This is a genomic window from Nocardioides convexus (genome assembly GCF_011090295.1).
The window spans coordinates 1,169,661-1,195,234 of the sequence record NZ_JAAMYA010000001.1 but is presented as its reverse complement, the minus strand read 5'-3'; the positions used below and the strand labels follow the sequence as shown (position 1 = coordinate 1,195,234).

The window sequence follows — 25,574 nt, the reverse complement described above, 5'->3', positions numbered from 1 at the left end:
GATCCACTCCGGCCACCCCTTCGCCGACCCCGACCCCGATCCGGTACGACGCCTGCGCGGCCGGCTCGGCGGCGCGGTCACGCTGTGGACGGCCGGCGAGGCGGGCGAGCGCGCCGGGCTGACCGTCACCTCGCTGCTGGTCGCGATGGGCCCCGAGCCACGGCTGCTCGCGCTGCTCGACCCGGACTCCGACCTGGTCGAGGTGCTGCGCGAGACCGGGCGCGCGGTCGTGCAAGCTGCTGTCGTGGCACGACCGGCAGACTCGCGGAGGGGTTCGCGGGCACCGCGCCGGCGCCCGGCGGGCTGTTCCGGCAGGCGGAGTTCGTGGACACCCCGCACGGGCCGCGCCTGGCCTCGGCGGGCTCCTGGGCCGACGTACGGCTCGAGGGGGAGCGCACGGTCGGCTGGTCGGTGGAGGTCGCCGCGGTCGTCGAGCACGCCGTCGTCGGTGAGGACGACGACCCGCTGCTGCACCGGCGCGGGCGCTTCCACCGGCTAGGGTCCTGAGTCATGACGGACCCGATCCGGGTGATGGTCGTCGACGACCACCCGATGTGGCGCGACGCCGTGGAGCGCGACCTGCAGGCGGCGGGCTTCGACGTCGTCGCGGTGGCCGCGACCGGCACCGAGGCGATCAACCGGTTCCGGGCGACCCGGCCGCAGGTGGTCGTGCTCGACCTGCAGATCCCCGAGCCCAGCGGGGTCGAGGTGACCGCGACCGTGCTGGCCGACGCGCCCTCCTCGCGGGTGCTCATCCTGTCCGCGTCCGGCGAGCAGGACGACGTGCTGGCGGCGGTCAAGGCGGGCGCGACCGGCTACCTGGTCAAGTCCGCCTCGCGCGAGGAGCCTGCTCGGCGCCGTACGACGGGTGGCGGCGGGGGACAGCGTCTTCACGCCCGGCCTCGCGGCGCTGGTGCTGGGGGAGTTCCGGCGGATGAACCAGCCGGAGACGCCGCCGGGGGAGAGGCTCACCGAGCGCGAGACCGAGATCCTCAAGATGGTCGCCAAGGGGATGTCCTACAAGCAGATCGCCGAGCGGCTGGTGCTCTCCCACCGCACGGTGCAGAACCACGTGCAGAACACCCTGCGCAAGCCTGCAGATGCACAACCGCGTCGAGCCTGACCCGCTACGCCATCGAGCAGGGCCTCGACGAGGACTGATCCCCGCTCAGTCGCCTCGGGCGGGGTGGCGCCTGCCGCCGGCGGGCGAGGCGTCGACCAGGTCGTGGTGGACGTTCCAGTCCCGGCGCAGCCGCTCCTCCTGCTCGGCCTCGTAGGTCTTGCCCTTGCGGGTGCGGCGCGGCAGCGTCCCCGGGACCCGGTCGAGGCCGGCGTTGAGCGCGGTCAGCACCGGGCCGGTGCGCGCCACGACGCCGGTCAGCCGGGTGCGCGGGATCTCCAGGCTCGTCGGCGATCTCGTCGCCGAGGAAGAGCCGCTCCAGGGCGTGCACCAGGCGCGGCGCGTGCCGGGCGAGCCGGCGCGGCAGCACGCCCTCGATCTCGGGTACCAGGAAGTCCCGGTTGATGCTCGCCACCAGCGAGCGGCAGTAGTCGTCGACCTCGGGACGGGTGAGCAGGTAGATCTCCTCCAGCCGCTCCTGCTCGGCCGCGTCGCGCGGCAGCAGGGCCTCCTCGATCCCGAGCAGGTGCCCCAGGTAGCGCCAGCGGGCGTACGCCGCCGCCTCCTCCTCGGGCAGGTACGGCGCCCCGATCCGCCGCATCGCGCGCAGCGGGATCAGCGTGAACTCCACCAGCGTGTAGCCCAGGTAGGCCTGGCAGATCGGCACCCCCAGGCCGTGGCGTCCCAGTCCGGCCGGCGGGCGAGGTCGGCTCGCACGAGGGCGTGGATGATCCGCACCCGCACGGTCAGCCTCGAAGCCGTCGGAGAAGCGCTCCAGGCCGCCGGGCTGGTTGACGGCGAGCAGCCAGGAGCCGACCTCGAGCGTGCGGGCGCCGGCGTTCTCGACGTACCGGCCGGTGAGACTCGAGGGGCCGGGAGGCGGCGGAGTTGGCGTACCCACTGACCAGCGACGCGGCGCCGAGCACGATCCCGGAGGCACGGGAGTAGCGCGAGGTGTAGCGGCTGGCGTGGTCGATGGCCGCGGTGTCGAGCCAGGTGGGGGTGTCGTCGAGCGCGGCGAAGAGTGCGCGCAGCGAGTCCGGGGCGTCGGCGACGGCGTCGATGCCCTCGCGGCAGGCCTGGCGCAGCATCCGCATCGCCGGCCCGTGGCCGAGGGCGGGGAAGTCGGCCACGAAGGCGTCGGCGAGCGGGTCGCCGCGCCACATCGCGTCGAGGTAGGCCTCGGTGAACGACCCGAACCGACGGCGGGCCTCCTCGACCCGGCGCAGGCTGCTCGGGACGGCGACGGGGAGCCTGCTCGGTGACCATGCGTCCAGGCTAAAGTGAGGAAGTCTCACCTTCTATTCACTTTTGTGGAGGACCCCGATGGCCCAACGGCAGCGGGCTCGGCCCCGCCAGGAGCGGGCCGTGCAGACCCGGCGTCGGCTCCTGGACACCGCCGTCGCGATCCTCGACCGGGACGGCATCGACCGGCTCACCACCACCGCGGTGATCGAGCGTGCACACGTCAGCAGCGGCACCTTCTACCGCTACTTCAACGACCGCGCCGAGTCTGCTCGCCGTGCTGCGCGACGAGGCGGTGCGGGCGATCAGCGACGACCTGATGGTCTCGGTGGTCGACGCCCTGGAGCCTGGACCTCGACGCCGCGCTGCGCCTGGTCGTGCGCACCCTGGTGGACGGCTTCGAGCGGCACCGCGGCGTCATCCTCGCCATGGTCAGCCAGCCGCCGGCGGGCTACAACGCCAACGTGCTGCCCGAGATCGAGGCCCAGCCTGCACCACCTCGCCACCCTGCTCCCGCGCCGTCACCTTCCCGGGCTCGACCCGGACCGGCTCGAGGGCGTGGTGTTCATGCTGATGGGCGTGCTCGTCTCGACCTGCCTGCGGATCGCGCTGGGCCGGCCCGACGGAGTCGACCGGGAGCAGGCTGATCGACCTCACCGTCGCCATGATCGGCGCCGGGCTGGAAGACTCCTGACGTGGCCGACCTCCTCGGAGATCGCGGACGAGCTTCTACGCCCTGCCCCTGGCGGAGTTCACCCCTGCCCGCGACGCGCGCGCCAAGGAGGCTCAAGGGCACCGGCCTCGCGGCCCCCGTGAAGGCGCTGCGCAAGCCGAGCACCGCCGCCTGGGTCCTCAACCTGCTCGTGCGACGCGAGGGCGCCCAGGTCGACCAGGTGCTCAACGTCGGCGCCGCTCTGCGCCAGGCCCAGCAGGCCATGTCCGCCGGCGAGCCTGCGCGCGCTCACCAAGCAGCGCCGCCAGGTCACCGCCGCCGTGACGACCCAGGCCCGCCGGCTCGCCGGCGAGGAGGGCATCCGGGTCACCGAGGCCGTCGCCGAGCAGGTCGAGGCGACGCTGACCGCCGCGATGGTCGACGAGGGCTGTGGCCGGGCGGTGCGCAGCGGGCTGCTCGTCGGCGTGCTCAGCACGACCGGCGTGGAGGAGCCTGAGCGAGGCGGAGCCTGGCCCGGAGCGTGGCGCTGCCGGAGGCGCTGGGGTTCAGCGCCACCCCGCGCGAGGCGCCGGTCCCGGGACCGCCCGACCTGCACGTCGTACCGGACCCGGACCGGGCGGCCAAGGCCCGCGCCGCGGCCGAGGAGCGCCTCGCGGCGGCCGACGAGGAGCACGAGGCCGCCCGGGAGACCTACGACGAGGCGGTCGGCGAGGTGGACCGGCTGGAGGCCCGCCAGGCTCCAGGTCCAGGCCGAGGCCGACGAGCCTGCGCCGCCGCCTGGCCGACCTGGAGGAGCAGGCCGAGGGGCTGGAGGAGGAGCTCGCCGAGGCGGAGGAGGTCCGTGACGGCGCCGCCGCGGAGCCTGCGCACCGCCACCGCCGAGCGGGACGCCGCGCAGGCCGCGGTGGACCGCCTGGGCTAGCGCCCGGTCACCTCGTCGATCTGCTCGCGCAGGATGTCGGCGTGCCCGGCGTGCCGGGCGACCTCGCTGGTCATGTGCGCGACCACCCAGCGCACTGTCCAGGGCCGGCCGTCCTCGGGGTGCTCGACCGGCGTGCGGTCGTCGAACCCCGCCGCCGCGAGGTTCCGGTCGCTCTCCGCGATGGCGGTGCGGTAGTCCGCGACCACCTCCGCCGGGGGCGTCCCTTCCGGTACCTCCATCGTGAAGTCCACGTCGGCATGCGCCGGGTCGCCGGTGAGGACGTGCCCGAACCAGTAGCGCTCGCCGTCGGTCAGGTGCCGCACCAGGCCGAGCAGGGTGGTATCGGAGACCACCAGCCGGCGGCGCAATCTGCTCCTCGTCGAGGCCGTCCAGGCTTCTTCAGCACGCTGTGCCGCGCGAAGTCGAGGAAGGCCAGCGCGATCTCGCGCTCGCCGCCATCGGGGTTCGGCACCCGCTCGCGCTGGGTCTCCAGGCTCACCCATTGCTCGGCCCTGCCTGGGTCTCGTCCTGACCGGAGTCCTCGAGGGTGACCCCGGCGACGCCCCAGGCTGTCGCGGGGGATCTCCTGGACGACGACCCGGATGGTGTCCGGGCGGATCCCCATGACCCGCTCGTACGTCGCCGTGAGACCCGGCGATCAGCGCTCGCTTGCGGTCCTTGTCGGACGGACTGGCGTTGAGGACGTGGATCAGCGGCATCGCTCAGCCCTGCTCGCGCACGATCGCCAGCACCCGCCGGTCGATCCACGCCAAGTCCGGGTCCACCCGCATCTCGTAGTTCTCGGTGCCCACCCAGGCCCGGAAGTCGCGGTGCCCGGCGCCCGCGGCGAAGGTCTCCAGGCTCGGCCTGCAGGGCGCCGTCGACGACGACCTTCTCCTCCTCGGTGGACGCGGTGAGGTAGAGCTCGTGCAGGCCCAGCAGCCGGGTCAGGCTCCTCGAGCGGCGCCGGGTGGTCGTCCACCCGCAGGTCCACGGCGACGTCGTCGAGGCCGCCGTAGCCCGCCTCCTCACGAACGACGAGGATCGCTGCGGACTGCCGGCCCCGCCTGTCGCCTCCCGCCGCGTCACCTGCGGCCAGCGCGGCCATCAGGCGGTCCTGCAGGGGCGCGTCGGCGTCGCTCGCCAGCCAGGCGCGCTCCATCTCCTCCACGACCTCCTCGCCGGCGAGGCAGTTGCCCTGGACGGCGTACCCGTCGCCGGTGCGGCCGCCGGCCCACGGGATGCAGTCGGCGCCCGTGTGCGAGGCGGCCGTGCCGTCGAGGTCGACGATGCCGACCTGGCGGTGGGTGCGGCCCTCGTCCTCCTCGATCAACCGCTGCAGGGCGACCGGTGCGGTGGCGCCCTCGTCGAGGTGGGAGAGCACGAGGCCCTTGTAGGCGACATTCGCGTCGGCCTGGGTGGCGACGGCGCCGACGCCGGCGACCGCAGCGGGCACCGCTGAGCCGACCGCGAGGAACTTCGAGGCCACGGCGACGCCCCACGTCTCGCCGTCGGCCGAGCGGGCAACGATGGAGAAGGTCATGGGAATCAGCCTAGGCACGGGCGTAGGTTGGCTGTATGCGCGTCGGAGTGCTGACCGGTGGAGGGGACTGTCCCGGGCTGAACGCGGTGATCCGTGCCGTGGTCCGCAAGGGCGTCAAGGAGCACGGCTTCGAGTTCGTCGGCTTCCGCGACGGCTGGCGAGGTCCGCTGGAGGGCGTCACGATGCCGCTCGGGATCGAGCAGTGCCGCGGCATCCTGCCCCGCGGCGGCACGATCCTGGGCTCCTCGCGGACCAACCCGTTCGCCGTCGACGGCGGCGTCGAGCGGATCCGGGAGAACCTCGCCGCGGCGGGCGTCGACGCCCTGGTCGCGATCGGCGGCGAGGACACCCTCGGCGTCGCCACCAGGCTGGCCGACCTCGGCGTCCAGGTCGTCGGCGTGCCGAAGACGATCGACAACGACCTCTCCGGCACCGACTTCACCTTCGGCTTCGACACCGCCGTCAACATCGCCACCGAGGCGATCGACCGGCTGCACACCACCGCCGAGTCGCACCACCGCGTCCTGGTCGTGGAGGTGATGGGCCGCCACGCGGGCTGGATCGCTCTGCACGCGGGCATCGCCGGGGGAGCGAGCGCGGTGCTGATCCCGGAGGTGCCCTTCGACATCGACGCGGTGTGCGCGCACGTCGAGACCCGCTTCCGCAGCGAGTACGCCCCGATCATCGTGGTCTCCGAGGGTGCCGTCCCGGCCGATGGCACCGGGATGACCCTGGCCAGCGGTCGGAAGGACGCCTTCGGCCACGTCCGTCTCGGGGGCATCGGCGACCGGCTCGCCTCCGAGATCGAGCACCGCACGGGCAAGGAGGCGCGCGCCGTCGTCCTGGGGCACGTCCAGCGGGGTGGCACGCCCACGGCCTTCGACCGGTGGCTGGCCACCCGGTTCGGGCTGCAGGCGATCGACGCCGTCGCCGAGGGGGGAGTACGGCGTGATGGTGGCCCTGCGCGGCACCGACATCGTCCGGGTGCCGCTCATCGAGGGCACCGGGACGCTGAAGGTCGTCAGCGCCGAGGAGTACGCCGAGGCGCAGGTCTTCTTCGGCTGACCCGCGGGTCACATCTCCAGGTCCACGACCAGGGCCCGGTGGTCCGAGAGCGCCATCGCCCGCGCCTCCGACCGGGCCGGCAGGGCCCGGTCGGCGAGCACGTGGTCGAGTTTGTTCGCTCGGGTCGTCCACGGGGAAGGTCGGGTCGGCAGCCAGGGGGTGCAGGCCGGTGATCCGGGCAGCGCGGTCGAGGCCCATGTTGAGGTCGCCGGTGAGCAGGAGCGGTCGCCCGGCCCCGGACAGCGCTCGGGTCAGGTGCGCCAGCTGCCGACCGTTCCACCAGCGCACGAACGACAGGTGCGTGGTCGCGACCGTCAGGTCACCACCCGGCGCCCGCAGGCTCGCGACGACCGCGACGCGGGGCTCGTCGCGCACCATCGTCGGACGCCACTGCCCGCCGAAGCGGACGGGCACCCGGGTCGGCAGCACCGGCAGGCGCACCACCTCCCAGCCGGTCACCTCGTGCCTGCTCAGCAGCGCGATACCGTACGCCGCGTCCTCGGGCTGCTCGCTGCCCGTCGCCGCCGTCCAGGTGGCGCCCGGACTGCCGGACAGCGCCGCCACGAAGCGGTGGTACGGCGCACCCATCGCCTCCGCCGCGACCGCGGTCAGGTCGGCGTGGCCCGAGCGCTGCTGGTTGCGGTCCACCTCCTGCAGCGCGAGCACGTCGGGGTCGAGCTCGGCCACGGCCGCGGCGAGGACCCCGGGGTCGACGTCCACGTCGCGGGGGCTCCGGCCGTTGAGGATGTTGAAGGTCGCGATCCGCATCGGGGCTGCGGTACCCCGGAGATCGGTGCGCATAGCCGTCGGACAGCGGGGTACCGGGCGGTCCGAGGTGATGGCGGATGGTGCACGACGACGCCTCGGCCCGCGCAGCGCGTCCTGCCGGCCCGACGGGGCAGGACGCGCTGCGCGAGGCGCTCAAGGAGGTGGGCGTCGCGCTCAAGGAGGCCGAGACCCCGTTCGCGCTGGCCGGTGGCTACGGCCTGTGGGCGCGCGGCGGCCCGGAGCCGGAGCACGACGTGGACTTCATGGTCGCCGAGGAGGACGCCGCGCGGGTCCGCGACCTGCTGGCCGCTCGCGACCTGGTCGTCGTCCAGCCGCCTGAGGACTGGCTGTTCAAGGTCTTCATCGACGAGGCGATGGTCGACGTCATCTTCCGCGTCGACGGCGAGACCATCACCCGGGACCGCTTCGACGCGGCCGAGGTGATCGAGGTCGAGTCCGTGCGGCTGCCCGTGCTGCCCGCCACCGTGCTGCTCGCCGACAAAGCCTCAACGCGCTGGAGGAGCACGCGTGCGACCTCACTCCGGTGCTGCCGGTCGCGCGCGCCGTACGCGAGCAGGTGGACTGGACCGAGGTCGCCGTCCGCACCGCCGGCAACCCGTACGCCGAGGCCTGCCTGCTCCTGCTCGAACGGCTCTCCGTCGCCGAGTCTCAGCGACCCGATGACCCACGCGGAAGGTCGAAATGCTTCGCTTTCCGCGCGCGCTGCGCGAAGGTGATGCCGGAGAACGGCTCTCTGCTCGGGAAGGACGAGGCCCATGACCACTGAGACCACGCCCGGAGGCCCCGTCGACGCCTCCGGCCACGGCCAGCCGGAGCCTGAAGCGGGTCCTCGGGCCCGGACTGCTCCTGCTCTTCATCGTGGGCGACATCCTCGGCGCCGGCGTCTACGCCGTCACCGGGCGCCTGGCCGGGCAGGTCGGCGGTGTCGCCTGGCTGCCCTTCCTGGTCGCCTTCGCGATCGCGACCCTGACGGCGTACTCCTACCTGGGTCTGGTCACCAAGTACCCCCAGGCGGCGGGCGCCGCGCTCTACGCCCACAAGGCCTTCGGGGTGCACTTCGTGACCTTCCTGGTCGCCTTCACCGTGGTCTGCTCGGGCATCACCAGCGCATCGACGTCCTCGGGACTGCTCGCCTCGAACCTGCTGATCGGGCTCGGCGACGACTCGCCCGGCAACGGCGCGGTGCTCGCCGTGGCGCTCGGCTTCATGCTGCTGCTCGCGCTGATCAACCTGCGCGGCGTGGGGGAGAGCGTGAAGTTCAACGTCGTGCTGACGATCATCGAGATGGCCGCGCTGGCCATCGTGATCGGCATCGGGTTCTGGGTGATCGGCAGGGGCGACGGGGACCTCGACCGGATCACGGTCTTCGAGAGCCCCGACGACAAGGGCCTGTTCATGGCCGTCACCATCGCCACGGCCATCGCCTTCTTCTCGATGGTCGGCTTCGAGGACTCGGTCAACATGGTCGAGGAGACCAAGAACCCCGAGCGGATCTTCCCGAAGATGATGCTGACGGGCCTGGGCATCGCGGTGATCATCTACATGCTCGTGGCGATCTCGGTGATCGCGGTGATCCCGGCCGACCAGGTCACGCACCCGGCCAACGAGGAGGCGGGCATCCTGCTCGACGTCGTCCGGATCGGCGCCCCCGACCTGCCGATCGACGACTTCTTCCCGTTCATGACCGTCTTCGCCGTGGCCAACACCGCACTGATCAACATGCTGATGGCCAGCCGCCTCATCTACGGCATGGCCCGTCAGCACGTGCTGCCGCCGGTGCTCGGCAAGGTGCTGCCCAAGCGTCGCTCGCCGTACGTCGCGATCGGCTTCACCACGCTGCTCGCCTTCGGCCTGATCATCTACGTCCGGCTGGCCTCGGGCAGCACGATCGTCGGCTCCCTGTCCGGGACGACGGCCCTCCTGCTGCTCGCGGTCTTCACGATCGTCAACATCGCGTGCCTGGTGCTGCGCCGCGACCCGACCACCGGCTTCAGGGCGCCCACGATCGTGCCGGTCCTCGGTGCCCTGCTGTGTGCCTACCTGCTCGGCCCGTGGGCCCGGCTGGAGGAGGACATGATCCAGTACAAGATCGCCGGCGGGCTGCTCGTGCTCGGCGTCGTGCTCTGGGCGGTCACCCGGCTGTTCTTCAAGCCGGAGGGCGGTCACTTCGCCGACATCGAGCACATGGACATCGACCCTACCGACGACCCCGTGTGAGCCAGGTCGTCCACGGGTGGTCGCCGAGTCGGCGGCCACCGGGGGTGAGCCGTAAACTCGTCGCGTGAGCACCCTCCCGTCCCTCGAGCAGTTGCACGCCATCGGCGCGAAGCAGCAGCCGTCGTACGACGACCCGGCCGCCCTGGCCGCCGTCGTCGACCGGTTGCGGACGCTTCCCCCGCTGGTCTTCGCGGGCGAGTGCGACGAGTTCGAAGGCCAAGATCGCCGCGGCCAGCCGCGGAGAGGCCTTCCTGCTCCAGGGCGGGGACTGCGCGGAGACCTTCGTCGACGCGACCGCCGACAACACCCGCAACAAGCCTGCGGGTGCTACTGCAGATGGCGGTCGTGCTGACCTACGCCGCGTCCGTGCCGGTGATCAAGGTCGGCCGCCTCGCCGGGCAGTACGCCAAGCCCCGCTCCTCCGACAGCGAGACGCGCGGCGAGGTCACCCTGCCGGCGTACCGGGGCGACGCGGTCAACGGCTTCGACTTCACCCCGGAGTCGCGGCGCCCGGACCCGCAGCGGCTGCTCGAGGTCTACCACGCGTCGGCCTCGACGCTGAACCTCGTGCGCGCCTTCACCACCGGTGGGTACGCCGACCTGCGCCAGGTGCACACCTGGAACTCCGAGTTCGTCCGCAACAGCCCCGTGGGCCAGCACTACGAGGCGATGGCGGCGGAGATCGACCGCGCGCTGACCTTCATGCAGGCGATCGGTGCCGACCCCGACGAGTTCCACCGGGTCGACTTCTACTCCTCGCACGAGGCGCTGCTGCTGGAGTACGAGCACGCGATGACGCGCATCGACTCGCGCACCGAGAAGCCCTACAACGTCTCCGGCCACATGGTGTGGATCGGGGAGCGGACCCGGCAGGCTCGACGGCGCGCACGTGGAGTACTTCAGCCACATCAGCAACCCGATCGGCTGCAAAGCTCGGCCCGTCCGCCACCGCCGACGACGCGCTGGCCCTCGCGGCGAGGCTGAACCCGGCCAACGAGCCGGGCCGGCTCACCTTCATCACCCGCTTCGGTGCCGGCAAGATCCGCGACGGCCTGCCGCCGCTGGTCGAGAAGGTCACCGCCGAGGGCGTGAACGTCGCGTGGGTGTGCGACGCGATGCACGGCAACACCTTCGAGGCCTCCAACGGCTACAAGACCCGCCGCTTCGAGGACGTGCTCGACGAGGTGCAGGGCTTCTTCGACGTCCACCGCGCCCTCGGCACGGTCCCGGCCGGCATCCTGGTGGAGAACACCGGGGACGACGTCACCGAGATCATCGGCGGTGGCGAGCAGACTCGACGAGTCTCGGCCTGGCGCACCGCTACGAGTCGGTCGTCGACCCGCGGCTCAACCGCGTGCAGTCGCTGGAGATGGCTTTCCAGGTCGCCGGCATGCTGCGCCACTCGTAGGTGGCGGCCTTGCAGGAATCCCCGCTTCAGTGGGGAAACCTACGGTTCTTGACGGTTGCAACGGCCAAGAACCGTAGGAATACCCCGGTAAGCGGGGATTCCTGCAAGTCTCGGTCCACCGACATGGCAGGCTCGCCGTCGTGATCGACCTCCGCTCCGACACCGTCACCCGCCCGACGAAGGCGATGCGCGCGGCCATGGCCGCAGGCTGAGGTCGGCGACGACGTGTACGGCGAGGACCCGACCGTCCGCGTGCTGGAGGAGCGGGTCGCGGCGCTGTTCGGCAAGCCGGCCGCGCTGTTCACGCCCACCGGCTCGCTGGCGAACGTGCTCGCCGTCGCGGCGGTCGTCGCGCCCGGCCAGGAGGTGCTCTGCGAGGCGCGGGCGCACATCGCCCGCGCCGGTCTCGGCGCCCACGGCGCGGTCAACGGGATCACCATGCGCACCTGGTCCGACCCGCGCGGCCAGGCCGACCTCGCCCGGATCGGGGAGGCTCTTCGCCCCCGACCTCGGACCGTACTTCGTGCGGACCGCGGCGCTGTCGGTCGAGAACACCCACAACTTCGCCGGCGGCGCGGTGCTGCCGATCGACGACCTCCGTGCCCTGCGCGCCTACGCCGACGAGCAGCGGGTCGCCGTCCACCTCGACGGCGCGCGGATCTGGAACGCCCATGTCGCGACCGGCACGCCCTTCGCCGACTACGGCGCGATCGCCGACGTGCTCGCGGTCTGCCTCTCGAAGGGGCTCGGCGCCCCCGTCGGTTCATTGATGCTCGGCAGCACCGACGCCGTCGCCGAGGCCCGGGTACGACGCAAGCGGCTCGGCGCCGGGATGCGCCAGGTCGGCGTGCTGGCCGCGGCGGGTCTGCACGCGCTGGACCACCACGTGGAGCGGCTGGCCGAGGACCACGCGCACGCCCGGCTGCTCGCCGAGGCCGTCGGCACCGACCCCGCAGGTGTGGACACCAACATCGTCGCCCTCGACTGTGCGGACGCACCGGGCCTGGTCGCCCGGGCACGCGAGGCGGGCGTGCTGATCGGCGCCGTCGGGGCGCGGACCGTCCGGCTGGTCACCCACCTGGACATCTCCCGGGCGGACGCCGAGCAGGCGGCGCAGGTGCTCGCCGGCCTGCTGCGCTGACCAGGCTCGTCCGCTAGGACGCGGGAGCGCCGAGGAACCGGACCTCGCTGATCGCGGTGAAGTCCCGGCTGTTGGGGCCGGTGCCCGGCGCGGTGACGGTGAGCAGGTGCACGGTGATCGTGCGGGTGGCGATCGGCCCGAGCTCGGCGGGCTGCATCTCGCGGCGGTCGGCGAGCCTCCTGGGTGACCCGGGTGCCGTCGTCGAACTCCCACTGCACGGCCCGGACCCGGCGGTTTCCCTGGTACCAGTTGTCGGTGCCGTCGACCTTCGCGTAGCCGTTGATCATCGCGACCTCGGTGATCACCACGTCCTGGCCCAGGTCGAAGGTGAGGGTCTCGCCGGTGCCGTCACCCGCCATCCGCCAGGCCGTGCGGGGGTTGCCGTCCCACATGTTCGCGGCGACGAAGCGCACCGGCTTGCCGGCCCGGTTGCGGCTGGGCGGCGCCTCGGCGGGCACGGTCGCGGTCACGCCGGGCGTCAGGTCGACGACGTCGGCGGGATCGGGCGGCGTGACCGGCGCACCGGTGCCCGTGGCGTCGGGCTCGTCCGGTGTCGTGGAGGACGGTACGTCGGAGGGCGTGCTCGACGTCGTACCGCTCGGCCGGTCGTCGGCGGCCTTGTCGTCCCCGTCGTCCCCGCCGAGCAGCAGGATGCCGCCGACGCCCGCGACCAGGGCGAGCAGCGCGACCGCGACCACCCACGGCAGCCACGGCGTCCGGCGCCGGGCCGGTGCGGGCTCCTGCGAAGGCGGGGGAGGAGCGGGCGGGACGGGGCCGAGCCGGGTGGCGGTGGCGTCCGGTGCCGACGTCGGGGCGTCCGCGAAGAGCGGGTAGCGCGCCGAGGGCGGCAGCTCGTCCGACCGGCGGCGGGACCACCGGCCGGGGCGGCGGAGGCGCGCTCGAGCCGGGCGCGGCCTCGGGGTGGCGGCCGGGCACCGGCTGTCCGCAGTTGGTGCAGAAGCGCCCGACCCCGAGCTCGTGCCCGCAAGCTGGTGCAGTACGTCGGGGTGCTCATCGCGGGGTCAACCTACCGCGATCTGCCCTTCACCCGGTGTTCGCGCGGCGACAGGCCTCCGCCTCGATGTCGGCCAGGTCGTGCTCCAGCACCCGGCGGCTGTGGTCGTAGCTGAACCCGCCGAACATGGCCCACATCGCCCGGGACATGGCCGAGCGGTGGCTCATCTCGACCGTGGTGGTCATGGCGAGGCGGGTCCGGTGGCCCTCCGGGTCGGGCGTGAGCCGGTACGCCGTGCGGATGACGTCGTCGCCGACCTCGGCCTCCACCACGGCGCGCCGCGGCGGGTCCGCCTCGACGACGTGGAGGTCCTCGGTGCCGTGGTGGCCGAAGAGGTTGCGTCGTTCGCGCCAGGCGGTGCCGACGTCGTACTCCCCGTCGGTCAGCGACTCGCACGCGCTGACGCTGCGCAGCACGGTGTCGGCGTGGGCGATGTCGGTGATGACGTCCCAGACCTGCTGGGGTGGGGCCGGGATGGTCCCGTGGACGTGGATGATGTGACCGGCCATGGTGACTCCTGTTGGGAACGACCCCCCGCGTCCCATGGTGCGCCTGTCGCGGCCGGAACGCCAGGGGCGCGGCGCTCAGACGGCGAGGTGGGTGACCTCGGCCTCGATCTTGCGCCGCGGCGCGAGACTCGACGACGAGCATGGCGGCGAGCACCATCAGCCCACCCGCGAGCATCCGTCCCGTCGGTGACTCCCCGCCGAGCAGCACCGCGAAGAAGGCAGCGAAGACCGGCTCCATGCTCATGATGATCGCCGTGCGCGTCGGCGGGAGGTGCGACTGCGCCCAGGTCTGGGCGAGCATCGCGGCCGCGCCGGCGACCAGCGCCATGTAGACCAGCGACGCCCAGTCCGCGCCGCGCTCGGGGAGGACGACGCCGGGCGCTCCGGTCGTCAGCGCCGCTGCCAGGCAGATCGCCGCGATCACCAGCACCTGCAGGATCGACATGCCGAGCGCGTCACCGGCGCTCGACCAGGCGCCCAGGCCGACGATGTGGGCGGCGTAGAGGAAGGCCGCGACGAGGGTGATCGCCTCGCCGTACCCGATCGAGAGGCCGTCGAGGGTCAGCACGCCGAGCCCCGCCGTCGCGAGCCCCACCGCGGCCCAGGTGGTGGCGGTGATCCGGGTGCGCAGGACCGCGGCGGCGAAGAGCGGGGTCGCCACGACGTAGAGGCCGGTGACGAAGCCGGACACGCTGGCCGGGGTGTGCGCCAGGCCGGCGGTCTGCAGGATCTGCGCGACGCCGTACAGGCAGCCGAGCACGACCGCCCGGCGTCGTACGACGGGGGACAGGCGCGCGATCGCCCGCGGCGCCACGAGCACCATCGCCGCGCCCGCGACCAGGAAGCGCACGGCCAGGAAGTCGACGGTCGGCACCCGCTCGAGCAGGTCCTTGATGAGGAAGAAGGTCGAGCCCCAGCAGGCAGTCATCGCGAGCAGGGCGAGGCTCGCCAGCAGCGCCGTGCGCCGCGGGTGCCCGGACGACGGATCAGACGACATAGAGGACGATCGTGCTGCCCTTGCGCACCCGATCGCCCGCGCCCGGGTCGGTGTCCCAGGCCACGGAGCCGGAGAGGTAGATGCTCGCCCGCTCCTTCTTGACCTTGAACCCGAGGGCCTCCAGGCTTGTCGACCGCGGAGTCGGTGCTCGAGTAGCGCACCGACGGCACCGTCACCGACTCGGGGCCCTTGGAGACGACGAGGTCGATCTCGTCGCCCTTGTAGACCACGCCGGAGGCGGGGGTGTGGCTGATCACGCGCCCCTTCGGGACGGTGTCGCTGAACTCGGTGTCGGTGACCTTCACCTGCAGGCCACGTCCCTCGAGGGTCTTCTCCAGGCTTCGCGGCGTCCAGGCCGGTCCACTTGCCGACCTTGATCGGCTGGCGGCCCTTGCTCACCACGACCGCGACGGCGGTGTCGACGGGCAGGCCCTTGGACTCCGCGCTGCCGTACGCCGGGGAGCCTGGCGATGACCTGCCCCTGGGGCACGGTCTCGGAGTAGCGCGGCACCTGGCGGCCCAGCACCATCTTGACCTCGCCCAGCCTTGGCCTCCGCCCGGTCGACGGTGAGCCCGGCGAGGTCCGGCACGTCGTAGACCTCCGGCCCGCGGGAGACGGTGAGGGTCACGTCGTCGCCGGGCAGGACCCGGTCGCCGGGGCGCGGGTCGGTGGAGACCACGACGCCCGGGGCGACGTTGTCGGAGTAGACCTGCTCGACCTTGTTGCCGAGGCCCGCGTCGTCGAGCCTTGCCCTCCGCCGCGGCCTGGGCCAGGCCGACCACGCTGGGCGTGGTGGTGTAGCGGCCCCAGCCGAACCAGTAGCCCCCCGCGGCCAGGGCCGCGACGAGCACCACCAGGACCGGGGCGAGGGCCAGGCCGCGCCGGCTCCGGCGCTCGCGCACCGGCGGCGGGGCGACGTCGACCGGGGCCGGGCGCGAGGGGGCCGGGCGCGGGGCACGCGGTTGCGCACGGGGCTGCGGTGCGGGCGGCGGGGGTGCCGGGAGCAGGTCCGGGATGCCCTGCCACAGCGAGTCGACCGGCTCCGGGGTGGTGTCGCCGCCGACCTCGTCGCGCGCCTCGGGCTCGACCACGCGGGAGCCTGGGCATCAGGTCGGCGTAGAGCTCGGGGTCCTCGCGGACGCCCTCGTGCAGCGCCTGGGCAACCCGGCGGACGTGGTGCAGCAGCACGGTCGCGTCGCCCGGGCGCAGGCTCGGGTCGCGGGTGGTGGCGCGCGCGACCAGCGCGTCGACGTACGCCGGCAGGCCCGGCACCACGCCGGAGGGCGCCGGCACGTCGTGGTGCACGTGCCGGTAGGCCACGGCGATCGGCGACTCCCCGGTGTGCGGCTTGGTGCCGGTGAGCAGACTCGAAGAGGATCACGCCGGCGGCGTACACGTCGGCGCGGGCATCGGAGCGCTGCTCGACGACCAGGCTCCGGCGCGAGGTAGGACACCGTGCCGATCAGCACGCCGCTGGTGGCGGTGTGCTGGGTCTCGGAGCCTGACTGCCTTGGCGAGGCCGAAGTCGGCGACCTTGATCCGGCCGTCGTCGGCGATGAGCACGTTCTCCGGCTTCACGTCGCGGTGGATGAGCCCGGCGCGGTGGGCCGAGGCCAGCGCGGAGAGCACCGGGTCGAGGATCGCCAGCGCCCGCTCGGGCGACATCGGGGCTTCCTTGCTGATGGTGTCGCGCAGGGTGTGGCCCGGCACGTGCTCCATCACCAGGTACGTCGTACCGTCCCCGGACTCGTCGCGGCCCTGGTCGTAGACCGCCACCACGTTGGGGTGGGACAGCCTGGCCGCGGCCTTCGCCTCGCGCACGAACCGTCGCGCGAAGGAGTCGTCCTCGGTGGTGGCGTCACCCAGGCCCGGGTGCATGATCTTGACCGCGACGGTCCGGTCGAGCCGGGTGTCGACGGCTTCGTAGACGCTGGCCATCCCGCCGCGCGCGATCCGCGGGCCGATCCGGTAACGGCCGTCGAGGAGGCGCCCGTACTGGTGGTCCTCGGTACGTCCTGCGGGGTCGCCGGGCCGCGCGGCGTGGTCGCCGCGGGCGCGCTGGTCGTCGTGCACAGCGACCCTCCTGTGCAAGCTCTGCCGGACCGGCCGGGGAAGGTGACCGGAAAGGTCATCGTACGGGCCGCCACCCCAGCATCCCGGCGGCCACGCCGGTGTGATCCCGGACCGGTCGGTCGTGGAAGATGGGCCCATGAGCGACATCCCACTGGCCGAGCAGGACCTCTCCGCCCTCGTCGAGGAGTGGCTGGAGTGGGACCAGGCGGCCGAGCCGGATCGGCGTCACGCCGGCCAAGGTGCGCACGATGGTGCGCGAGCACCAGCTCGCCGCCGCCGTCCCGGCCGAGGGCCGCAAGCAGGGCATCCCGGCGCTCTTCCTCGACGGGGAGGAGCCGGTCAAGGGCCTGCCGGGCCTGCTGACCACCCTGCACGACAACGGCTTCGACGACCGCGAGTGCATCGCATGGCTCTTCCTCGACGCGGACCTCCCCGGCCGCCCGATCGACGCGCTGCGCGAGAACCGCGGCTCGGAGGTCAAGCGGCGCGCCCAGGCGCTCGGCTTCTAGCGGGCCTCGGTGTCCAAGCGCACCACGCAGGTCCTGACGTCGGTCGCCACCGTCGTCCTGCTGATCGGCGTGTGGTGGCTGCAGAACCGCGACGCGGGCTCGCCGGAGCCGGACGCCGCGCGGGACACGCCCTCGTCGGCACCGTCGTCGGCACCGTCGTCGGCACCGTCGTCGGCACCGTCCACCCCACGGTCCTCTGCCGCCTCGGAGCGCCCCGACACCTCCGGCCTCCCCTCCGTCGACCTCGCCGACCTGCCGCCCGAGGCCGCCGAGACGCTCGACCTCATCGACGCCGGCGGGCCGTTCCCGTATCCCGGCAAGGACGGTTCGACCTTCGGCAACCTCGAGGGCCGGCTGCCGAAGCAGCCGCGCGGCTACTACGCGGAGTACACCGTGCCCACGCCCGGCGCCGAGAACCGCGGCGCCCGCCGGATCATCGTCGGCGACGGGGGCGAGCCTGTACTGGACCGGCGACCACTACGACTCCTTCGAGAGGATCCGCCGATGAGCGGTCTCGCCGCCGTCCTCGCCGGCCGGCACGCGCCGGGGGTGCACCGCTGGTCCTCGGCCCTCGACGTCGCCGACGTCCGCGAGGCCGTCGAGCACGCCTCCTGGTCCTTCGGGTACGTCGACGGCGTGGGTCTCGACACGACGCCTGCGGTGCTGCGCGGGATCGGCGACGCGCTCGCCTTCGGTGGGCACTACGGGGCCAACCTGGACGCGCTCAACGACTGCCTGCGCGACCGGGGAGGCCCCACGGTGCTGCTGTGGGACGCCTGGGGTGCGTTCGCGCGCACCGAACCGGAGCGGTTCGCGGTCGTGGTGGACGTCCTGCGGGACCGCGACGGCGACGAGCCGCCGCTGCAGGTGCTGCTGCGCGGGCCGGGGCCCGACGGCGTCGTACCGCTGCTCGACTAGCGAGCGCGCCGCGTCGCCGCGGTCGCCAGCCTGCTCCAGCACCTGGCAGGCGCCGGCGTCCCAGCCCTCCGCGGCCTGGCCGGCCCGCAGCGCCTCGACCGCCTCGCGGGCGAGACTCGTCGATGCGCGTCTCCACCTGCTCCCGGGCGCCGGAGCCGTCGATGATCGTGCGGAGGTCCGCGACCTGGTCCTCGTCGAGCGCGCTGCCGAGACCGGCGTCGAGCCGGGAGGCCTCCTCGGGGGAGGAGGCCTCCAGGGCCAGCGCGACGAGCACCGTGCGCTTGCCCTCGACCAGGTCGTCGCCGGCCGGCTTGCCGGTGGTCGCCGGGTCGCCGAAGACGCCGAGCAGGTCGTCGCGCAGCCTGGAAGGCCTCGCCCAGCGGCAGACCGAAGCCGGTCAGCCGCTCGATCGTGGCGGGACCGGCGCCGGCGAGGGCGGCGCCGATGTGGACGGGGCGCTCGATGGAGTACTTCGCGGACTTGTAGCGCAGCACGGTCGTGGCCTGCTCGACGCTGGCCCGGCCCCGCGCCTGCACCGAGACGTCGAGGAACTGCCCCGCGATCACCTCCGAGCGGCACAGGTCGAAGACGTCGAGCGCGGGCCCGACCCGGTCCCAGCCCAGGCCGCAGCGGCGGAGCAGACTCGTCGGACCACGACAGCAGCAGGTCGCCGAGCAGGATGGCCGCCGCGGCGCCGTACTGGACCGGGTCGCCGCGCCAGCCGTCGGCACGGTGCTCGGCCTCGAAGCCGCGGTGCGTGGCCGCCCGGCCGCGGCGGGTGTCGGAGGCGTCCATCAGGTCGTCGTGGACCAGCGCGCTGGCGTGCAGCAGGCTCCAGCGAGGCGGCGGCGCGCGCCACCGCGCGCGCGTCCTCGCCGGTCGGTACGCCGGCCACCGCGGCGTACCCCCAGTGGCAGAAGGCCGCCCGGAAGCGCTTGCCGCCCGAGACCGTCGCGCGCGCCTCCGTCAGCAGCCGCGCGGCGTCGGCGCCCAGCGGTGCGAGGCGGGTCGTCTGCTCGGCGAGGAAGGTGTCGAGCGTCGCCTGGACCTCCGCCCGGAAGGAGGTGGGGTCCCAGCGCTGCTCACTCACCGGGCCAGCCTAGTGATCCTCCACACTTGCGAGATCCCCGGCCCCGGAGGCCCGCGCCCGCCTACACTTCGGCCCATGGTTACCGGTGCCGGACGCTCCCTCGGCGACATCATCCGCGAGGGCGGTCGCTCGTTCTCGTTCGAGTTCTTCCCGCCGAAGGACGAGGCGGGCGAGACCCAGCCTGTGGGACGCGATCCGCGCGCTCGAGCCGTACCGTCCCTCGTTCGTCTCGGTGACCTACGGCGCCGGCGGCAGCACCCGTGACAAGACCGTCGCCATCACCGGCCGGATCGCCCGGGAGACCTCGCTCATCCCGATGGCCCACCTGACCTGCGTCGGCCACACCCGCGAGGAGCCTCGAGAGCATCCTCGACGCCTACGACGCCGAGGGCGTCGCCCACGTCCTGGCCCTGCGCGGCGACCCGCAGGAGGGCCCGCGCGCCGAGTGGACGCCGACCGACGGCGGGCTCAACTACGCCGTCGAGCTGGTCGAGCTTTGCTCGCGCCCGCGGCAGCTTCCGGGTCGGCGTCGCCGCCTTCCCCGAGGGCCACCCGTCCGCGGAGTCGCTGGACCGCGACGCCGACGTGCTGGTCGAGAAGGCCAAGGCCGGGGCAGAGTTCGCCGTCACCCAGATGTTCTTCCGCGCCTCCGACTACTTCGCCCTCGTCGAGCGGGTGCGCGACCGCGGCGTCGACATGCCGATCCTGCCGGGCATCATGCCGATCCTGAACCTCAGCGCCATCCGCCGCCAGGGCGAGCCTGATCGGCACCAGCGTCCCGGACGAGATCGTCGCCCGGATCAGTGCCTACGACGGCGACCCGGCCGCCGTACGCGCTGAGGGCATCCGGCTCGCGGCCGAGCCTGTGCGACGAGCCTGCTCGCCGGCGGTGCGCCCGGGCTGCACTTCTACACGCTCAACCGCTCCAAGGCGACGCTGGAGATCTTCGAGGCGCTGCAGATCACCGTCTGACGACTCAGGCGGGGCCGATCAGCCCCGCCACCAGCGCTGCCGACTGGGCCACGAAGGGCACGCCCGCACCGGGTGCGCCGTGCGCGCCGGCGACGTACACGTTGGGGATCGGGGTGCTCGGACCCAGCCGGGAGCGGACCGTGCCGCGGCCCTGCCACAGCACCCCCATCGGCGAGCCGTGCCAGTGCTCCACGAGGTCGCGCGGGCTGAGGTCCACCCGGGTGACGAGCCTGGTCGCGGACGTCGATGCCGTGGCGGACCAGCGCGTCGACCATGTCCTCGGCGATCTTGCCGCGCCCGTGCAGGGTCCAGGCCGCGCCGCCGTCGGGGGCGGAGATGCCCGGGCGGACCACGATCGTGGGCTCGGCGTTGAAGACGATCTCGTGCGTCAGCGGAGGTACGTCGCCCGCGAGCCCCAGGTGCGCGACCACCGGCGGGATGGCCGGCATCGTCCGCTCGACGTACGGCGCCAGGGTGGGCAGGCGGCGCGGGTCGACCGCCACCACGACCGCATCGGCGTCGGCGTCGCCCTCGCTCGTGCGCACGGACACCGCACGGCCCTCGCGGAGGACCACGTCGCCGACCTCGAGGCCGGTGCGCACGGTGACCTTGCGGGTCTCCAGGCGCTGTTCCAGCAAACTCGGCGATGCGCGCCATCCCGCCGGGCACCCGCCAGCCACCGAAGGTCTGCTCGAGGTAGGACCACACGCCCACCCACGACGGGACGTTGCGCAGGTCGTGCCCCTCCGCGGTCGCGTGGTGGCCCGCGACCAGCGCCAGCCGCTCGTCGCGGAAGTCGTGGCGCAGCCGCTTGAAGAGCGTCTCGCGGATCGCGAAGAGCCTGGTCCAGGCTCCTTGGGCAGGGAACGGCGGTCGGCCGGCTCGGCGGGCGCCTCCACGTAGTGCCGGCGCAGGATGTCCCACACCGGGCCGTAGATGTCGACGTGCTTGGCCCAGATCGCGCCGAGGCCCTTGCCGAGGCTCGTCGAAGGCCGCGACCTGGTCGGCCCGGGAGCCGCCGGGGAGCCGGACCGAGGTGCGGTCGGCGAAGCGATGCTCACGCAGCACCTCCAGCGGCTCCAGGTCGGTGCCCGACTCGGCCTCCAGCGGGCGGCCGGTCTTGCGGAACAGGTCGCGCAGCGCCGCCGGCACCAGCGTGCCCACCGGCCCGCCCTCCCAGCGGTAGCCGTCCTGCTCGACCGGCGCCAGCGCGCCGCCGATCCGGTCGGAGGCCTCCAGCAGCGCCACCTCGTGGCCCTGCTTGGCCAGCCGCGCCGCGGTGGCCGCGCCGCCGAGGCCGCCGCCGACGACGACGACCCGCATCAGGCGACCTCGATGGGCGTGGCGCCGGTGAGGGCCAGCGAACTCGTCGTACGTCGTGGAGAAGACCGCCGCCGGATGACCGGCCCCCGCCCAGACCACCTCGTGGCGGGCGAGCCACGGGTCGACGTACGTCGGGACGGGAGCGGGGTGACCGATCGGGGAGACCCCGCCGATGACCTGCCCGGTGTGCTCGCGGACGAAGTCCGGGGTGGCCCGGCGCAGGGGGCCGCGACCGATCGTCGTACCGGCCCGGGCGGTGTCGACCCGGTGCGCGCCGGAGGTCAGGATCAGGACGGGTGAGCCGTCGGCGTCGAAGAGCAGGCTGTTGGCGATCGCGCCGACCTCGCAACCGAGCGCCTCGGCGGCCAGTGCGGCCGTGTGGACGGTGTCAGGCAGAATGACGATCTCGCCCTCACCCCCGCGAGCCTGGTGCTCCGCGCGGAACCGGGTGATCGAGGGATGCTCGGCCGACATGGGGGAGACCCTATTCCAGGCCTGTCGATGCAGGAGGAACGGATGACCAAGCGACCACCCGCCGTGACTGTCGCGTGCTGGCTGCTCTGGTTCCTGGTGGCCGCCGGTGCGCTGGTGTGCGTGATGGTCGTCGTCCAGCGCGACGACCTCGGCGCCGTCTGGTCGCCGGTCCAGGTCGGGGACAGCACGGTCCAGCCGGTGGAGTTCGTCCCCGTCATCCTGGTCCTGTACGGCGTGACGGCGGTTCTCGCCGCGACCCTCATCGCGCTCTTCCGCGCCCGCAACAACTGGGCCCGCCACTCGCTCGCCGCGATCGTGGTGGGGATCTTCCTGGTGACGGTCGCGACCGTGCGCACCGACCCGCCCCGGTTGGTCGAGTGGGCCGCGATCGGCGCCGCCGTCGTCTGCGGGGTCACCCTCGTGTTCGTCTGGCACCCCCAGTCCCGCCAGTGGGTGCGCGAGCGCCGGCGAGCGCCTCGGGAGCCCGCCGCGCAGGAGGCCGCCACCGACGCTTGACGTCCTGTCGGGGGTCGGGTGTACCTTCGAGTCGTTCGAACATCTGTTCGAACGACGCCTCGAAGGAGATGCCCGTGGTTTCGTCGCCGCTCGCCCCGCAGCACGCCTCGCCGCCCTCGTTCGGTCCGGACGCCCTGCCCGCGACCACGCACAGCCTACCTGCTCCGCGCCGCCGCGTCGCTGAGCGAGGCGGTCGCTTCCCCCGATGCCCCGACGCGCTACGCCTGCGCCCACGTCGCGGCCCTGCGGGCGGCGGCGGCCCTGCTCTCCGCCCGCGCCCGCCCGGCGGCGCCCCGCAAGCGCCCCCAGAAGAACGCCTGGGTCCTGCTCACCGAGGTCGCCCCGGAGATGGCGGAGTGGGCCACCTTCTTCGCCGCCGGTGCCGGCAAGCGGGCGGCGGCCGAGGCGGGCTCGACCCGCGCCGTCTCCGAGCGCGAGGCCGACGACCTGGTCCGGGACGCCGATCGGTTCCTCGCGCTGGTCGAGCAGTCGCTCGGGCTGGCCCCGCACGCCGCGGTGGGCGCGCGGATCGCCGCGCGCGTGGCCGGCTGAGGCGACGCGGGCCGGTCACGAGACGACGGGGGAGGGCGGACGGATAGTGTTCGGGACATGGCCTCTCGCGAGCAGCGCGGTTCGGTGCGGACCGCCGTCGTCTGGGACGCCCTCGAGGCAGCCCTGGCGGGCGGCCCGCGGGACGTGGTCGACCTCGGTGGCGGCACCGGCGGCTTCGCTGTCCGGCTCGCCGAGTCGGGTCACCACGTGCGCGTCGTCGATCCCAGCCCGGACGCGCTCGCCGCGCTCGCCCGGCGAGCCCAGGAGGTCGCCCTCGACGTCACCGGGATCCAGGGCGACGTCACCGACCTGGTCGAGGTCGTCGGTGCCGGCACCGCCGACGTGGTGCTCTGCCACGGCGTCCTCGAGGTCGTCGACCCCGCGCTGGCGCTGGCCCGGATCGGTGAGGTGCTGCGCCCCGGCGGCCTGCTCAGCCTCGTCGTCGGCCAGCGGCACGCAGCCGTCGTCGCCCGGGCGATGGCCGGGCACTTCCAGCAGGCGCGCGGACTGCTGGACGGCCAGGAGCCGCTGGACGCGCGAACCGGTCGCCGGTTCACGTCCGGGGAGCCTCGCGGCCCTGCTCGCCACGGCCGGCTTCGAGCCCACCACGGTGCACGGGGTCCGGGTCTTCACCGACCTGGTCCCGGCCGCTCTCGTCGACCTCGAGCCCGGTGCCTCCGCCGCGCTCGTGGAGCCTGGAGCGCGCGGTCGCCGGGCGCGCGGAGTACCTGCCCCTGGCCACCCAGGTGCACGTGCTCGCCACCCGGGCCTGATCTCGCCCCGCCCGCCCTCGTTCGGCCCGCCCTCGTTCGGCCCGCCCTCGTTCGGCCCGCCCTCGTTCGGCCCGCCCTCGTTCGGCCCGCCCTCGTTCGGCCCGCCCTCGTTCGGCCCGCCCTCGTTCGGCCCGCCCTCGTTCGGCCCGCCCTCGTTCGGCCCGCCCTCGTTCGGCCCGCCCTCGTTCGGCCCGCCCTCGTTCGGCCCGCCCTCGTTCGGCCCGGTCTAGCCCGGCTCGGTTGCGCCGGGAGCGGTCATGCCGGACCGCGCTCGGCAGGTCCCGTCGCCGGCCTCACCCCTGGGTGGACGACACCTGGCCGCCGCGGCGACCCGGGGCGGGCCGAGCCGCGCGGGGGTTCCCCATGACCGCGGCGCCCCCGCCGGCGTCCCCGCCGCTCGCACCGCAGCCGGAGTGCCCGCTGTTGCACGTGGACATGGACGCGTTCTACGCCTCGGTGATGATCCGTGACCGGCCGGACCTGCACGACGTACCGGTCGTGGTGGGCGGTGGCCACCGCGGTGTGGTCCTCTCGGCGAACTACCCCGCGCGCCGCTTCGGCATCCGCTCGGGCATGTCCGGCACGGAGGCCCGCCGGCTGTGCCCGCACGCGGTCACGATGCCGCCGGACTTCACCCTGCTCACCCCGGTGTCCAAGGCGATCATGGAGACCTTCCGGACGGTCACCCCGGTCGTGGAGGTGACCTCCCTCGACGAGGCCTTCCTCGACGTCCGCGGTGCGGGGCGGCTGTTCGGGTCGCCGGAGGCGATCGCCGAGCGGCTACGTGCCCGCATCCGCGCGGAGCACGGCATCACCTGCTCGGTCGGCATCGCGGCCACGGTCTCGGTGGCCAAGGCTCGCCAGCCGGCAGGCCAAGCCGGACGGGGTGCGGGTGATCCCACCCGGCCGGTTCGTCGCCGAGGTGCACCCCCTCGACGTCGGCGTCCTCTACGGCGTCGGTGAGGCCACCCGGCAGCGCCTGCACCGGCTCGGCCTGGTCACCGTGGGCGACGTCGCGGCGCTGCCGGTCGAGCAGCCTGCGCCGGATGCTGGGCGGACACCTGGGCGGGCACCTGCACACCCTGGTGTGGGGCACCGACCGCAGCGAGCCTGTGCCCGGGCGGGGCCGGTGTGTTCGGGTTCGGCGAGGGTGAGCCGGAGGGCAGCATGGGCGCCCAGCACACGCTGGCCGTGGACCTCACCGACCGCGCGCGGCTGCACCGTGAGCTTGCTGCGGCTCACCTCCCGCGTCGCCGCGCGGGTCCGTGCGGCCGGCCGGGTGGGGCGCACGGTCGCCATCACGGTGCGGTTCAGCGACTTCACCACCGTCGCGCGATCGCGCACCCTGCCCGAGCCGACCGACGTCACCCAGGAGGTCTACGACACGGCGGTGGCCCTGCTCGACACCCTGCTCGACGCGATGACCGTGCGCCGGCCCTCGGTCCGGCTCGTCGGGGTCCGGGTCGAGGGCCTGCGCCGCGTGCGTGACGGCGACAGCCGCCAGATGGCGCTGGGGGAGCGGGACCCGGGCTGGCCGGACGCCGACCGGGCCGTCGATCGCGCGGCGAGCCGGTTCGGCTCGGCCGCCGTCCGTCGCGCCAGCCTGCTCTCCGCGGCGGACTCCGCACCCCGCCCGCCGGGGTGGCCCGTTCAGGTCATCCGGTGAGACCGACTGCACAATTTCGGGGGACGCCCTACCGGGCCGCGAATTGCCTGCCTACACTTGGGG

The 25,574-nt window shown here is 73.7% G+C and carries 30 protein-coding genes and 14 pseudogenes; 25 read left to right on the top strand and 19 right to left on the bottom strand.

The features are described from left to right. Positions 1-84 precede the first annotated feature (84 nt). Positions 85-507: a hypothetical protein gene (locus G5V59_RS08830; protein WP_278256207.1), complete on the top strand. Its 423-nt coding sequence runs from the start codon at positions 85-87 to the stop codon at positions 505-507. A gap of 3 nt (positions 508-510) precedes the next feature. Then, positions 511-1,161: pseudogene (locus G5V59_RS08825) on the top strand (response regulator transcription factor). Here G5V59_RS08825 and G5V59_RS08815 read toward each other — a convergent pair. Then, positions 1,128-1,787, bottom strand: a complete 660-nt coding sequence (locus G5V59_RS08815) for an oxygenase MpaB family protein (RefSeq protein ID WP_341351161.1) — start codon at positions 1,785-1,787, stop codon at positions 1,128-1,130. The pseudogene G5V59_RS08825 and the gene G5V59_RS08815 sit on opposite strands and share 34 nt — an antisense overlap. A gap of 79 nt (positions 1,788-1,866) precedes the next feature. After that, positions 1,867-2,418 carry a hypothetical protein gene (locus G5V59_RS08810; RefSeq protein ID WP_278256206.1) on the bottom strand — a complete coding sequence of 184 codons (552 nt, stop codon included), beginning with the start codon at positions 2,416-2,418 and terminating at the stop codon, positions 1,867-1,869. Positions 2,419-2,446: 28 nt separating this feature from the next. Here G5V59_RS08810 and G5V59_RS08805 point away from each other — a divergent pair, with 28 nt between their 5' ends. From G5V59_RS08805 to G5V59_RS08795, 3 genes are read left to right on the top strand one after another with little or no spacing between them, the layout of a single operon-like run. After that, positions 2,447-3,181, top strand: a complete 735-nt coding sequence (locus tag G5V59_RS08805; RefSeq protein ID WP_278256205.1) for a TetR/AcrR family transcriptional regulator — start codon at positions 2,447-2,449, stop codon at positions 3,179-3,181. Beyond that, the gene (locus G5V59_RS08800) at positions 3,178-3,534 is read left to right on the top strand and encodes a hypothetical protein (protein WP_278256204.1); all 357 of its coding nucleotides are present in this window, start codon (positions 3,178-3,180) and stop codon (positions 3,532-3,534) included. Before G5V59_RS08805 ends, G5V59_RS08800 begins: the two co-directional genes overlap by 4 nt. 24 nt (positions 3,535-3,558) lie before the next feature. Next, positions 3,559-3,960 (top strand): hypothetical protein, encoded by a 402-nt coding sequence (locus tag G5V59_RS08795; RefSeq protein ID WP_278256203.1) that lies wholly within the window; start codon positions 3,559-3,561, stop codon positions 3,958-3,960. Here the strand turns inward: G5V59_RS08795 and G5V59_RS08790 are convergent. From G5V59_RS08790 to G5V59_RS08775, 4 genes and pseudogenes are all read right to left on the bottom strand, one after another. Then, positions 3,957-4,328: a DUF664 domain-containing protein gene (locus G5V59_RS08790; protein WP_278256202.1), complete on the bottom strand. Its 372-nt coding sequence runs from the start codon at positions 4,326-4,328 to the stop codon at positions 3,957-3,959. The two genes, G5V59_RS08795 and G5V59_RS08790, sit on opposite strands and share 4 nt — an antisense overlap. Then, entirely contained in the window at positions 4,271-4,585 is a 315-nt protein-coding gene (locus G5V59_RS08785; protein ID WP_278256201.1) for a hypothetical protein, read from the bottom strand. Before G5V59_RS08785 ends, G5V59_RS08790 begins: the two co-directional genes overlap by 58 nt. Positions 4,586-4,682: 97 nt before the next feature. Next, positions 4,683-4,772, bottom strand: coding sequence for a hypothetical protein (locus tag G5V59_RS08780; protein WP_278259729.1), 90 nt, complete (start codon positions 4,770-4,772; stop codon positions 4,683-4,685). 200 nt (positions 4,773-4,972) lie between these two features. After that, a pseudogene (locus tag G5V59_RS08775) lies at positions 4,973-5,503 on the bottom strand (DUF1028 domain-containing protein); the annotation flags it as partial. A gap of 35 nt (positions 5,504-5,538) precedes the next feature. Between G5V59_RS08775 and G5V59_RS08770 the strand changes: the two are divergent. Then, a complete protein-coding gene (locus tag G5V59_RS08770; protein WP_278256200.1) occupies positions 5,539-6,741 on the top strand; it encodes a 6-phosphofructokinase in 1,203 nt (400 codons plus the stop codon). Here G5V59_RS08770 and G5V59_RS08765 read toward each other — a convergent pair. Continuing rightward, positions 6,731-7,336: pseudogene (locus G5V59_RS08765) on the bottom strand (endonuclease/exonuclease/phosphatase family protein); the annotation flags it as partial. The gene G5V59_RS08770 and the pseudogene G5V59_RS08765 overlap by 11 nt on opposite strands. Before the next feature lie 161 nt (positions 7,337-7,497). Here G5V59_RS08765 and G5V59_RS08760 point away from each other — a divergent pair. From G5V59_RS08760 to G5V59_RS08725, 8 genes and pseudogenes are all read left to right on the top strand, one after another. Continuing rightward, the gene (locus G5V59_RS08760; protein WP_278256198.1) at positions 7,498-8,073 is read left to right on the top strand and encodes a hypothetical protein; all 576 of its coding nucleotides are present in this window, start codon (positions 7,498-7,500) and stop codon (positions 8,071-8,073) included. 142 nt (positions 8,074-8,215) lie between these two features. Beyond that, positions 8,216-9,574, top strand: coding sequence for an APC family permease (locus tag G5V59_RS08755; protein WP_278256197.1), 1,359 nt, complete (start codon positions 8,216-8,218; stop codon positions 9,572-9,574). 64 nt (positions 9,575-9,638) lie between these two features. Then, positions 9,639-9,926 (top strand): 3-deoxy-7-phosphoheptulonate synthase, encoded by a 288-nt coding sequence (locus tag G5V59_RS36195; RefSeq protein WP_341350886.1) that lies wholly within the window; start codon positions 9,639-9,641, stop codon positions 9,924-9,926. Next, positions 9,899-10,558 carry a 3-deoxy-7-phosphoheptulonate synthase gene (locus G5V59_RS08745; RefSeq protein WP_278256196.1) on the top strand — a complete coding sequence of 220 codons (660 nt, stop codon included), beginning with the start codon at positions 9,899-9,901 and terminating at the stop codon, positions 10,556-10,558. The genes G5V59_RS36195 and G5V59_RS08745 overlap by 28 nt, the downstream gene beginning before the upstream one ends. Continuing rightward, positions 10,537-10,812, top strand: a pseudogene (locus tag G5V59_RS08740) (3-deoxy-7-phosphoheptulonate synthase); the annotation flags it as partial. The gene G5V59_RS08745 and the pseudogene G5V59_RS08740, both read left to right, overlap by 22 nt. Positions 10,813-10,883: 71 nt before the next feature. Next, a complete protein-coding gene (locus G5V59_RS08735; RefSeq protein WP_278259728.1) occupies positions 10,884-10,982 on the top strand; it encodes a 3-deoxy-7-phosphoheptulonate synthase in 99 nt (32 codons plus the stop codon). 225 nt (positions 10,983-11,207) lie between these two features. Then, positions 11,208-11,435: pseudogene (locus tag G5V59_RS08730) on the top strand (beta-eliminating lyase-related protein); the annotation flags it as partial. Positions 11,436-11,505: 70 nt separating this feature from the next. After that, a complete protein-coding gene (locus G5V59_RS08725) occupies positions 11,506-12,123 on the top strand; it encodes a beta-eliminating lyase-related protein (RefSeq protein WP_341351160.1) in 618 nt (205 codons plus the stop codon). Positions 12,124-12,136: 13 nt separating this feature from the next. Here the strand turns inward: G5V59_RS08725 and G5V59_RS08720 are convergent, their stop codons facing one another. The 7 genes and pseudogenes from G5V59_RS08720 to G5V59_RS08690 form a co-directional block, all read right to left on the bottom strand. Continuing rightward, a complete protein-coding gene (locus tag G5V59_RS08720) occupies positions 12,137-12,280 on the bottom strand; it encodes a hypothetical protein (protein WP_278256195.1) in 144 nt (47 codons plus the stop codon). 191 nt (positions 12,281-12,471) lie between these two features. Further along, positions 12,472-13,059 (bottom strand): hypothetical protein, encoded by a 588-nt coding sequence (locus G5V59_RS08715; protein ID WP_278256194.1) that lies wholly within the window; start codon positions 13,057-13,059, stop codon positions 12,472-12,474. 91 nt (positions 13,060-13,150) lie between these two features. Next, the gene (locus tag G5V59_RS08710) at positions 13,151-14,575 is read right to left on the bottom strand and encodes a DMT family transporter (RefSeq protein WP_278256193.1); all 1,425 of its coding nucleotides are present in this window, start codon (positions 14,573-14,575) and stop codon (positions 13,151-13,153) included. A gap of 58 nt (positions 14,576-14,633) precedes the next feature. Next, entirely contained in the window at positions 14,634-14,708 is a 75-nt protein-coding gene (locus G5V59_RS08705; protein ID WP_278259726.1) for a hypothetical protein, read from the bottom strand. Between the two features lie 184 nt (positions 14,709-14,892). Further along, positions 14,893-14,949 (bottom strand): annotated as a pseudogene (locus tag G5V59_RS08700) (hypothetical protein); the annotation flags it as partial. Positions 14,950-15,039: 90 nt separating this feature from the next. After that, the gene (locus G5V59_RS08695; RefSeq protein WP_278259725.1) at positions 15,040-15,603 is read right to left on the bottom strand and encodes a PASTA domain-containing protein; all 564 of its coding nucleotides are present in this window, start codon (positions 15,601-15,603) and stop codon (positions 15,040-15,042) included. 419 nt (positions 15,604-16,022) lie between these two features. Then, positions 16,023-16,718 (bottom strand): protein kinase, encoded by a 696-nt coding sequence (locus G5V59_RS08690; protein ID WP_278256192.1) that lies wholly within the window; start codon positions 16,716-16,718, stop codon positions 16,023-16,025. Between the two features lie 248 nt (positions 16,719-16,966). Here G5V59_RS08690 and G5V59_RS08685 point away from each other — a divergent pair, with 248 nt between their 5' ends. The 3 genes and pseudogenes from G5V59_RS08685 (at position 16,967) to G5V59_RS36185 (ending at position 18,145) form a co-directional block, all read left to right on the top strand. Further along, the gene (locus G5V59_RS08685) at positions 16,967-17,227 is read left to right on the top strand and encodes an Rv2175c family DNA-binding protein (protein ID WP_278256191.1); all 261 of its coding nucleotides are present in this window, start codon (positions 16,967-16,969) and stop codon (positions 17,225-17,227) included. A gap of 9 nt (positions 17,228-17,236) precedes the next feature. Continuing rightward, positions 17,237-17,617, top strand: a pseudogene (locus tag G5V59_RS36190) (ribonuclease domain-containing protein); the annotation flags it as partial. 114 nt (positions 17,618-17,731) lie between these two features. Then, positions 17,732-18,145, top strand: coding sequence for a barstar family protein (locus G5V59_RS36185; protein WP_341351159.1), 414 nt, complete (start codon positions 17,732-17,734; stop codon positions 18,143-18,145). Positions 18,146-18,386: 241 nt separating this feature from the next. Here the strand turns inward: G5V59_RS36185 and G5V59_RS08675 are convergent. From G5V59_RS08675 to G5V59_RS08665, 3 pseudogenes are all read right to left on the bottom strand, one after another. Further along, positions 18,387-18,494, bottom strand: a pseudogene (locus tag G5V59_RS08675) (polyprenyl synthetase family protein); the annotation flags it as partial. 73 nt (positions 18,495-18,567) lie between these two features. Then, positions 18,568-18,681: pseudogene (locus G5V59_RS08670) on the bottom strand (polyprenyl synthetase family protein); the annotation flags it as partial. A gap of 178 nt (positions 18,682-18,859) precedes the next feature. Then, positions 18,860-18,940: pseudogene (locus G5V59_RS08665) on the bottom strand (hypothetical protein); the annotation flags it as partial. Between the two features lie 380 nt (positions 18,941-19,320). Between G5V59_RS08665 and G5V59_RS08660 the strand changes: the two are divergent. The 3 pseudogenes from G5V59_RS08660 to G5V59_RS08655 all read left to right on the top strand — a co-directional run. Then, positions 19,321-19,566 (top strand): annotated as a pseudogene (locus tag G5V59_RS08660) (methylenetetrahydrofolate reductase); the annotation flags it as partial. 34 nt (positions 19,567-19,600) lie between these two features. Further along, positions 19,601-19,672, top strand: a pseudogene (locus tag G5V59_RS36180) (hypothetical protein); the annotation flags it as partial. Positions 19,673-19,760: 88 nt separating this feature from the next. After that, positions 19,761-20,207: pseudogene (locus G5V59_RS08655) on the top strand (methylenetetrahydrofolate reductase); the annotation flags it as partial. On the opposite strand, the gene G5V59_RS36175 reads toward G5V59_RS08655, so the two are convergent. Both G5V59_RS36175 and G5V59_RS36170 read right to left on the bottom strand, forming a co-directional pair. Further along, positions 20,144-20,809, bottom strand: a complete 666-nt coding sequence (locus G5V59_RS36175) for a hypothetical protein (RefSeq protein ID WP_341351158.1) — start codon at positions 20,807-20,809, stop codon at positions 20,144-20,146. The pseudogene G5V59_RS08655 and the gene G5V59_RS36175 sit on opposite strands and share 64 nt — an antisense overlap. 619 nt (positions 20,810-21,428) lie before the next feature. Continuing rightward, a pseudogene (locus G5V59_RS36170) lies at positions 21,429-22,004 on the bottom strand (YbaK/EbsC family protein); the annotation flags it as partial. Between the two features lie 42 nt (positions 22,005-22,046). Between G5V59_RS36170 and G5V59_RS08645 the strand changes: the two are divergent. From G5V59_RS08645 to G5V59_RS08625, 5 genes are read left to right on the top strand one after another with little or no spacing between them, the layout of a single operon-like run. After that, the gene (locus tag G5V59_RS08645) at positions 22,047-22,520 is read left to right on the top strand and encodes a hypothetical protein (RefSeq protein ID WP_278256188.1); all 474 of its coding nucleotides are present in this window, start codon (positions 22,047-22,049) and stop codon (positions 22,518-22,520) included. Between the two features lie 18 nt (positions 22,521-22,538). Further along, complete coding sequence (locus G5V59_RS08640; protein WP_278256187.1) at positions 22,539-23,072, top strand: SAV_6107 family HEPN domain-containing protein; 534 nt, start codon at positions 22,539-22,541, stop codon at positions 23,070-23,072. Between the two features lie 57 nt (positions 23,073-23,129). Further along, positions 23,130-24,212, top strand: coding sequence for a methyltransferase domain-containing protein (locus G5V59_RS08635; RefSeq protein ID WP_278256186.1), 1,083 nt, complete (start codon positions 23,130-23,132; stop codon positions 24,210-24,212). Next, positions 24,209-24,808, top strand: a complete 600-nt coding sequence (locus G5V59_RS08630; RefSeq protein WP_278256185.1) for a hypothetical protein — start codon at positions 24,209-24,211, stop codon at positions 24,806-24,808. The genes G5V59_RS08635 and G5V59_RS08630 overlap by 4 nt, the downstream gene beginning before the upstream one ends. Then, positions 24,732-25,511: a hypothetical protein gene (locus G5V59_RS08625; protein WP_278256184.1), complete on the top strand. Its 780-nt coding sequence runs from the start codon at positions 24,732-24,734 to the stop codon at positions 25,509-25,511. The genes G5V59_RS08630 and G5V59_RS08625 overlap by 77 nt, the downstream gene beginning before the upstream one ends. Positions 25,512-25,574 lie beyond the last annotated feature (63 nt).

Excerpts from the sequence above, each read along its gene's own strand:
- G5V59_RS08805 (WP_278256205.1), top strand. The coding sequence starts at position 2,447 with ATGGCCCAACGGCAGCGGGCTCGGCCCCGCCAGGAGCGGGCCGTGCAG.
- G5V59_RS08785 (WP_278256201.1), bottom strand. The coding sequence starts at position 4,585 with ATGGGGATCCGCCCGGACACCATCCGGGTCGTCGTCCAGGAGATCCCC.
- G5V59_RS08770 (WP_278256200.1), top strand. The coding sequence starts at position 5,539 with ATGCGCGTCGGAGTGCTGACCGGTGGAGGGGACTGTCCCGGGCTGAAC.
- G5V59_RS08720 (WP_278256195.1), bottom strand. The coding sequence starts at position 12,280 with ATGCAGCCCGCCGAGCTCGGGCCGATCGCCACCCGCACGATCACCGTG.
- G5V59_RS08710 (WP_278256193.1), bottom strand. The coding sequence starts at position 14,575 with ATGACTGCCTGCTGGGGCTCGACCTTCTTCCTCATCAAGGACCTGCTC.
- G5V59_RS08685 (WP_278256191.1), top strand. The coding sequence starts at position 16,967 with ATGGTGCGCGAGCACCAGCTCGCCGCCGCCGTCCCGGCCGAGGGCCGC.
- G5V59_RS36185 (WP_341351159.1), top strand. The coding sequence starts at position 17,732 with ATGAGCGGTCTCGCCGCCGTCCTCGCCGGCCGGCACGCGCCGGGGGTG.
- G5V59_RS08645 (WP_278256188.1), top strand. The coding sequence starts at position 22,047 with ATGACCAAGCGACCACCCGCCGTGACTGTCGCGTGCTGGCTGCTCTGG.
- G5V59_RS08635 (WP_278256186.1), top strand. The coding sequence starts at position 23,130 with ATGGCCTCTCGCGAGCAGCGCGGTTCGGTGCGGACCGCCGTCGTCTGG.
- G5V59_RS08630 (WP_278256185.1), top strand. The coding sequence starts at position 24,209 with ATGACCGCGGCGCCCCCGCCGGCGTCCCCGCCGCTCGCACCGCAGCCG.